This window comes from Phaeovulum veldkampii DSM 11550 (genome assembly GCF_003034995.1).
Classification (GTDB): Bacteria; Pseudomonadota; Alphaproteobacteria; order Rhodobacterales; family Rhodobacteraceae; genus Phaeovulum; species Phaeovulum veldkampii.
Genome location: NZ_PZKF01000067.1, coordinates 1 through 7,700, shown reverse-complemented (window position 1 = coordinate 7,700; position 7,700 = coordinate 1). Strand labels below are relative to the sequence as shown.

General features: G+C 65.2%; 7 protein-coding genes, 1 tRNA gene and 1 pseudogene. 4 read left to right on the top strand and 5 right to left on the bottom strand.

Annotated features, from left to right (window positions below; translation table 11 throughout):
• The first annotated feature begins 316 nt into the window (after window positions 1-316).
• On the top strand, window positions 317-481 hold the full coding sequence (locus C5F46_RS16790) for a hypothetical protein (protein WP_168796839.1): 165 nt from the start codon (window positions 317-319) through the stop codon (window positions 479-481).
• Between the two features lie 755 nt (window positions 482-1,236).
• Here the strand turns inward: C5F46_RS16790 and glnA are convergent.
• Both glnA and C5F46_RS15280 read right to left on the bottom strand, forming a co-directional pair.
• A complete protein-coding gene (glnA, locus tag C5F46_RS15285; RefSeq protein ID WP_107326182.1) occupies window positions 1,237-2,646 on the bottom strand; it encodes a type I glutamate--ammonia ligase in 1,410 nt (469 codons plus the stop codon).
• A gap of 62 nt (window positions 2,647-2,708) precedes the next feature.
• Window positions 2,709-3,047: a P-II family nitrogen regulator gene (locus C5F46_RS15280; RefSeq protein ID WP_107326181.1), complete on the bottom strand. Its 339-nt coding sequence runs from the start codon at window positions 3,045-3,047 to the stop codon at window positions 2,709-2,711.
• A gap of 360 nt (window positions 3,048-3,407) precedes the next feature.
• On the opposite strand from C5F46_RS15280, the pseudogene C5F46_RS15275 reads away from it, so the two are divergent.
• The 3 genes and pseudogenes from C5F46_RS15275 to tig all read left to right on the top strand — a co-directional run.
• Window positions 3,408-4,250, top strand: a pseudogene (locus tag C5F46_RS15275) (NAD(P)H-hydrate dehydratase); the annotation flags it as partial.
• 112 nt (window positions 4,251-4,362) lie between these two features.
• Window positions 4,363-4,448, top strand: a tRNA-Leu gene (locus tag C5F46_RS15270).
• A 19-nt stretch (window positions 4,449-4,467) separates the two neighbouring features.
• Entirely contained in the window at window positions 4,468-5,802 is a 1,335-nt protein-coding gene (gene tig, locus C5F46_RS15265) for a trigger factor (RefSeq protein WP_107326179.1), read from the top strand.
• Window positions 5,803-5,850: 48 nt separating this feature from the next.
• On the opposite strand, the gene C5F46_RS15260 is transcribed toward tig, so the two are convergent.
• The 3 genes from C5F46_RS15260 to C5F46_RS15250 all read right to left on the bottom strand — a co-directional run.
• Window positions 5,851-6,801: a 2-hydroxyacid dehydrogenase gene (locus C5F46_RS15260; RefSeq protein WP_107326178.1), complete on the bottom strand. Its 951-nt coding sequence runs from the start codon at window positions 6,799-6,801 to the stop codon at window positions 5,851-5,853.
• A complete protein-coding gene (locus C5F46_RS15255) occupies window positions 6,801-7,136 on the bottom strand; it encodes a tRNA-binding protein (RefSeq protein ID WP_107326177.1) in 336 nt (111 codons plus the stop codon). Before C5F46_RS15255 ends, C5F46_RS15260 begins: the two co-directional genes overlap by 1 nt.
• Window positions 7,133-7,700 (bottom strand): pyrroline-5-carboxylate reductase (locus tag C5F46_RS15250; RefSeq protein WP_107326176.1); only part of this gene is annotated, 568 nt, incomplete at its 5' end. The genes C5F46_RS15255 and C5F46_RS15250, both read right to left, overlap by 4 nt.

Here is a 7,700-nt window from a genome sequence, read left to right as displayed (position 1 = left end):
TGCCCATTGCAAGACCGAACGCCTGCCAGACTGCCATCTTGGCCTGCTCATGTTACAACAAAAAGCGACATTGGTAAAAGTTGCACTTTATAATATTATTGATAATGCAAGATTATGAAGAACCTACGATGACGACCGCCCCAAGGGCGTTGACGCGGGTTTGGGTCGCCCCGCCTGACGGCACTTGTGCGACGATGACCCAGGCAGGATCGAGAGATATGAGCATCTCGAAGTCGTCTCCCGCAGACCGTCGGTCCGCAGGCCTTGCCGAAGCCAAGGCGGCACAAGCGGCGCTTGGCCGGACAAGATGGTGCACTTGCAGGGCGACGGTGTCCTGCAGGCACTGCTGGACGCGCGCAACCTGATCACCGCCCGCGCCAAAGACCTGATCTCCTTTGCTGCACATTACGTGATCAAAGGAGCGGCACAAAACCGCGACAAGACCGAACCTCCGCCCGCGCCTCGGCCGTCAGCCCCGTAGGCGCTGCCCCTGACAGGCGCGGCATGTCGACGGGCGTAGCCAGGGCCTCGGCCTCGATTGCGTTGAGCGAAACGCCGGCGGGCGCGAAGGGCATGGACGAGAAGGTGCAGGCCGACGCCCCGAACCGGATCTGGGCCGACTGAGTCGCCCGTTCCAAAACCGCCACACCCAAAGTGGACCTGCGCCGGTTTCGTTCCGGTCTTTTGAGCGCAATACTCGCCATCAAGGAAGCGGGAACAGAACCGGTTCAGCGCGGCACCGTGGCTGTTCGCCCTCAAGCTGTTGCCTGATGCGGGTGAGGTCTGGATCAGGACCATGCAAAAGCTCAAGGCGCCAAAGATCAGGCGTCTGCTCGCGGACCCGGCCGCCAGTGTCCTGAGGGAATGACGCCCGGATGGTCGGAACCCCATCACGGCACATGACCGGCTCTCCGAATGGCTCGGGCGTCATGGTCAATCTAGCGATTTGCGCGCCGATTATCAACCCGGCCCCGTCGCCCCGGCCTGCAATCGGCCAGCCCTCAATCGTGACGATCCTCATCAGGAGACTGAAACGAACCCCGACGTGCTCAAGGCCCCAGGCCTCGCCGAGGGCGCCACCGCAGCCTTAACCGCCTTTGTTATCGGTCACGGGGATCGCGTGACGCTGCACATCGCACTCAATACACACCGCGACACACGCAAAAGGCGCCCCCGAAAGGGCGCCTTCGCAAGCCTTGGTGCAGGGCGCGCCGGCAGGCGCACCCCACCTGCCGGTCAGCAGGAATAATACATCTGATACTCGATCGGATGCGGGGTGTGTTCGTAGGCATAGACCTCTTCCCACTTCAGGGCGATGTAGCCATCGAGCTGGTCGCGGGTGAACACGTCGCCGGCCAGCAGGAAGTCGTGATCTTTTTCCAGCTCTTCCAGCGCCTCGCGCAGCGACCCGCAAACGGTCGGGATCGAGGCGAGTTCTTCGGCCGGCAGATCATACAGATCCTTGTCCGACGCCGGACCCGGATCAATCTTGTTCTTGATCCCGTCAAGCCCGGCCATCAGCAGCGCAGCAAAGGCCAGATAGGGGTTCGCCGAGGGGTCCGGGAAACGGGCTTCGACGCGCTTGGCTTTCGGGCTTTCGGTCCACGGAATACGCACGCAGCCCGAGCGGTTGCGAGCCGAATAGGCGCGCAGCACCGGGGCTTCAAAACCGGGAATCAGACGTTTGTAGCTGTTGGTCGCCGGGTTGGTCAGCGCGTTCAGCGCCTTGGCATGTTTCAGGATGCCGCCGATGAAATACAGCGCCTCTTGCGACAGGTCGGCATAACGGTCACCCGCGAACAGCGGCTTGCCGTCTTTCCAGATCGACATGTTGACATGCATCCCCGAGCCGTTGTCGCCCTTCATGGGTTTCGGCATGAAGGTGACGGTCTTGCCATAGGCATGGGCCACGTTGTGGATGACGTATTTGTATTTCTGGATGTTGTCGGCCTGTTCGACCAGCCCGCCAAAGATCATGCCCAGTTCGTGCTGGCAGGTCGCCACCTCGTGGTGGTGCTTGTCAACCTTAATCCCCATGCGCTTCATGGTGCTCAGCATTTCGCCGCGGATGTCTTGCGCCTCATCGACCGGGTTCACCGGGAAATAGCCGCCCTTGTGTCCCGCACGATGGCCATAGTTGCCACCTTCGGTTTCGGTGTCGGTGTTCCAGGCCGCCGCCTCGGCGTTGATCTGATAGGCTACCTTGCCCGGCGTCACCGAATAGCGCACGTCGTCGAAAAGGAAGAATTCGGCTTCCGGCCCGAAATAGGCCACGTCACCGATGCCCGACGCCTTCAGATAGGCTTCGGCTTTGGTGGCGGTGCCGCGCGGGTCGCGCGAATAAGGCTCGCCGGTGTCGGGTTCGACCACGTTGCAATGCACGCACATGGTTTTTTCGGCGTAGAACGGGTCGATGTAGACCGAGCCCGCATCGGGGATCAGTTTCATGTCGGACTGGTCGATCGACTTCCAGCCGGCAATCGACGAGCCGTCGAACATGAAGCCTTCTTCGAAGAAATCTTCATCGACCAGATCGGCCACCAGCGTCACGTGCTGGAGCTTGCCTTTCGGGTCGGTGAAGCGGATGTCGACATATTCGACCTCCTCGTCCTTCATCAGTTTCAGAGCGTCGTTGACCTTGCTCATTGTGGTGTCACCCTTTCGTTGGAGCGTTTTCGGGCGGCGGGCCGCCCTGAGGGGGAAGCGGCTCAGACGGCGTCGTCGCCGGTTTCGCCGGTGCGGATGCGGATCGCCTGTTCGACCGGCGACACGAAAATCTTGCCGTCACCGATCTTTTCGGTGCGGGCGGCGGCGATGATCGCCTCAATGGCGGCATCGACCTGATCATCAGGCAGAACCATCTCGATCTTCACCTTGGGCAGGAAATCGACGACATATTCGGCGCCACGATACAGTTCGGTATGGCCCTTCTGGCGCCCGAACCCCTTCACCTCGATCACGCTCAGGCCCTGGATGCCCACTTCCTGAAGCGCCTCTTTGACCTCATCGAGCTTGAAGGGTTTGATCACCGCCTCGATCTTCTTCATGCCACCGACTCCCCGATAACCTGTGTCGGCTTGACTGACCATTTTCGCGGCATTGGGGCAATCGGGCAGCGGGCGCCGGGCCGGTCCCGCCGGGGGATTTCGCCATATTAGCCTATTTTTTAGGCATTACGCCGCGCGGATTGGCGATTTACAAACTTTCCAGTCAAGGGTTGGGCGCCCTGCCCGCATCTGCCCAATTACGCGCCATCACCGCCCAAGGCCCGGCGCCGCGCGCGTGGTTTGAACGCGCCCCCAAGAGCAGCTATCACGAGACGGCAGCGGGGGAACACTCCGCGACCGCCCCAAGGGAGAGATGTCGTGCACGACCCCAGCAAATGCCCCGCCCTGCCCGATCTGCGGCCGCGACTGGCCAAGCGCGAGGGGGCGCACAAATACCACCACGGCCATGCTGTTGTGCTGGCGGGCGGGCCGGGGCGCGGCGGCGCGGGACGGCTGGCGGCGCGCGCGGCGCTGCGGGTGGGCGCGGGGCTGGTCACGCTGGCCTGCCCGCCCGAGGCGCTGGCCGAAAACGCCGCCCGGCTGGATGCGATCATGCTACGGCCGCTGGCCGATGCCATCGCGCTGGCGGCGCTGCTGGAGGATGACCGCATCACCGCGCTGTGCCTTGGCCCCGGCCTGGGGCTGGGCGCGGCGACCCGCGATCTGGCGCTGACGGCGCTGGCGGCGGATCAGGCCACGGTGCTGGATGCCGATGCGCTGACCGTCTTTGCCGCCGACCCCGAGGCGCTGTTTGACCGCGCCCGTGCCAATGGCCGCGCGGTGCTGACCCCCCATGGCGGCGAATTTGCCCGCCTGTTTCCCGATCTGGCCTGCCGGATGGCCGAGGAACCGATGGACAGCCCGGCGTTTTCCAAGGTCGATGCCACCCGCGCCGCCGCCGCCCGCGCCGGCGCTGTGGTGCTGTTCAAAGGCCCCGACACGGTGATCGCCGCGCCCGACGGGCAACTGGTTCTGGATCCACACCACCGCGAACGCGGCGCACCGTGGCTGGCCACCGCCGGGTCGGGCGATGTGCTGGCGGGGCTGATCGCGGGGCTGGCCGCGCGCGGCTTTGCCCCGTTCGAGGCGGCTCAGATCGGCACGATCCTGCATGTCGAGGCGGCCCGCCGCTTTGGCCCCGGCCTGATCGCCGAAGACCTGCCCGAACAGATCCCCGCGGTGTTCCGCGATCTGGGTCTGTAACCCCGGCAGTCCCGGTTTCGCTGCACGCTTTTTCGCTCGCATAGCGCCCACAGTCTTGCTAGAAGGGCGCGGATTTGGGGGCGGGGCCGCAAGGCACCGGCTCTGAGGTATTGCGGGTGTGGCGAAACTGGCAGACGCACCAGATTTAGGTTCTGGCGCCCGAAAGGCGTGGGGGTTCAAGTCCCTTCACCCGCACCACGAGGAAAAGGACATAGGAATGCAGGTCACCGAGACCCTGAACGAAGGCCTCAAGCGCGGCTACACGATCACCGTCACCGCCGCGGAGCTTGACGCGACGGTTACCGAGAAGCTGAACGAGGTCGCCCCTCAGGTCGAGATCAAGGGCTTCCGCAAGGGCAAGGTGCCGATGGCGCTGCTGCGCAAGCAATTCGGCCAGCGTGTTCTGGGCGATGCCATGCAAGAGGCGATCGACAAGGCGATGGAGGGGCATTTCGCGTCCACCGGCGACCGCCCCGCGATGCAGCCGAAAATCGAGATGCAGGGCGGCGAGACGTGGAAAGAGGGTGACGACGTGATCGTGACCGTCACCTACGAGGCTCTGCCCACGATCCCGGAACTTGACGCCACCACGATCACGCTGGAGCGTCTGGTCGTGAAGGCCGAAGATGCCGCGGTGACCGAGGCGCTGGAAAACCTCGCCAAATCGGCGCAGAACTTCGAAGACCGCCGCAAGGGCTCCAAGGCGAAAGACGGCGATCAGGTCGAGATCGACTTTGTCGGCAAGGTCGATGGCGAAGCCTTCGAGGGCGGCTCGGCCGAGGATTACCCGCTGGTTCTGGGCTCCGGCTCGTTCATTCCGGGCTTTGAAGAGCAACTCGTCGGCGCGAAAGCGGGCGACGAGGTGGCCGTGACCGTGACCTTCCCGACCGAATACGGCGCCGCCCATCTGGCCGGCAAGGAAGCCACCTTCGATTGCACCGTGAAAGCGGTGAAGGCGCCGAAACCGGCCGAGATCGACGACGAACTGGCCAAACGCTTTGGCGCCGAAGATCTGGCCGCGCTGAAGGTGCAGATCGCCGAACGTCTGGAAGCCGAATACAAGGGCGCCGCCCGCGCCCTGATGAAGCGCGCCCTGCTGGACCAGTTGGATGCGCAGGTGAAATTCGACCTGCCGCCCTCGCTGGTCGAGGCCGAGGCGCACCAGATCGCGCATCAACTGTGGCACGAAGAGCACCCCGAGGTGCACGACCACAACCACGGCTCGATCGAACCGACGGACGAGCACAACAAACTGGCCGAGCGCCGGGTGCGTCTGGGCCTGCTTCTGGCCGAGGTTGGCCGCAAGCAGAAGATCGACGTGACCGATTCCGAAATGACGCAGGCCGTGATGGCCGCCGCCCGTCAGTATCCGGGCCAGGAACGCGCCTTCTTTGACTTTGTGAAGGGCAACATGCAGATGCAGCAGCAACTGCGCGCCCCGATCTTTGAAGACAAGGTGGTGGATTTCATCGTTGCGGGCGCGACCGTGACCGAAAAGGAAATCTCGAAAGACGATCTGCAAAAGGCGCTTGAGACGCTGGAAGAGATGTAAGACTGCCCCCCGCGGGACAGTCAGGGCCGCCCCTCGGGGCGGCCTTTTTCATGCCGGGTGCAACAGGTTCGGCGGCACCCGCCCCTCGGCGAGTGCGGTCAGGTTGTCCACCGCCATCATCCCCATCGCCTCGCGCACCTCCAGCGCGGCGGTGCCCAGATGCGGCAGCAGCGTGACACGATCCAGCGCCAGCAGGGCCTCGGGCACCACGGGTTCGCGTTCATAGACATCCAGCCCCGCGCCCGCGATCCGGCCCTGTTGCAGGGCCTCGATCAGCGCGGCCTCATCCACCACATCGCCGCGGGCAATGTTGATCAGGAACGCGCCGGGGCGCATCGCCGCCAGTGCCTCAGCCCCGATCAGATGGCGCGTGGCTGGCCCGCCCGGCACCGCGACCACGACGAAATCGGCCCCCATCGCAGCCGTCAGGTTGACCTGTTCGGCAGGCAAGCCGGGGTCGGCCAGCACCGAGCGGTTGAAAAACCGCACCGCCATGCCAAAACCGAAATGGCAGCGCCGCGCCACCGCCCGGCCGATCCGGCCCATGCCGATCAAACCCAGGCTCTTGCCACTGACATGGGTGCCCAGCATCTGCGTGGGTTGCCAGCCGGTCCAGCGGCCCGCGCGCAGCATCCGCTCGCCCGCGCCCGCCCGGCGCGCGGTCATCAGCATCAGCGTCACCGCGATATCGGCAGTGGCATCGGTGACGGCACCGGGGGTGTTGGTCACGGCCACCCCCTTGGCCGCCGCCGCAGCCACGTCGATATGGTCGTAACCCACGCCAAAATTGGCCAGTATCCGCGCCCGCACCGGCCCGGCAAACGACGGCGCGCGAAAGGCATCGCCCAGCGTCGGCAAGATCGCATCATAACCCGCCAGCGCCGCCTGCGCCTGATCGACGCTCAGCGGTGCCGTCTCGCGCCGGAAGGTCACGTCAAAGCGCGCAGCCAGCGCCGCCTCGACCCGGTCGGGCAGCGCCCGACTGACCAGCACCCGCATCAGAACAGACGCCCGCCCAGCGGCACATCCTGCCCAGGCCCGATCAGCACCACCTCGCCCTTGTCATCGGGCACGCCCAGCGTCAGCACCTCGGAGCGCATCGGGCCGATCTGGCGCGGCGGAAAGTTGACCACCGCCAGAACCTGCCGCCCCACCAGGTCCTCGCAGGTATAATGCGTGGTGATCTGCGCCGAAGACCGTTTCTCGCCAATTTCAGGGCCAAAGTCGATCAGCAGCTTGTAGGCGGGTTTGCGCGCCTCGGGGAACGGGTCGGCGCGAATGATCCGGCCCACGCGGATATCGACCCTGGCGAAATCGTCATAGGTGATGGTCATTGGCCCAGCTCCCGCCCGCGGTCGGCGGCGGCCTTGACCGCGCGGCGCAACAGCGGGGCAAAACCCGTGTCCGGGTCCATCAGCACCTTCAGCCCGGCCTGCGTGGTGCCGCCGGGCGAGGTGACGTTTTCGCGCAGCTTTGCGGGCGGCTCGTCTGCCACCTCGGCCAGCGCGCCCGCGCCTGCGACGGTGGCCTTGGCCAGGGTCATCGCCATGTCGGCAGGCAGCCCCTCGGCCTGCCCCGCGGCCGCCAGCGCCTCGATCAGGTGAAACACATAGCCGGGCCCAGACCCCGACAGCGCGGTGACAGCATCCATCTGATGCTCGCCCTCCAGCCGCACCACCTGCCCCAGAACGGCCAAAAGCCCCTCGGCCGTGTCCAGATCGCCCGCCCCTGCGGCGGCATTGCCGCAGATTGCGGTGATACCCTTGCCGATTGCGGCCGGCGTGTTGGGCATCGCGCGCACGACCGGGGTGGCCGCGCCCAAAATCCGTTCATAGGTGGCAATCGTGGTGCCCGCAGCCACCGTGATGAACAGCGTATCCCCCCCGCCCATCGCCGCC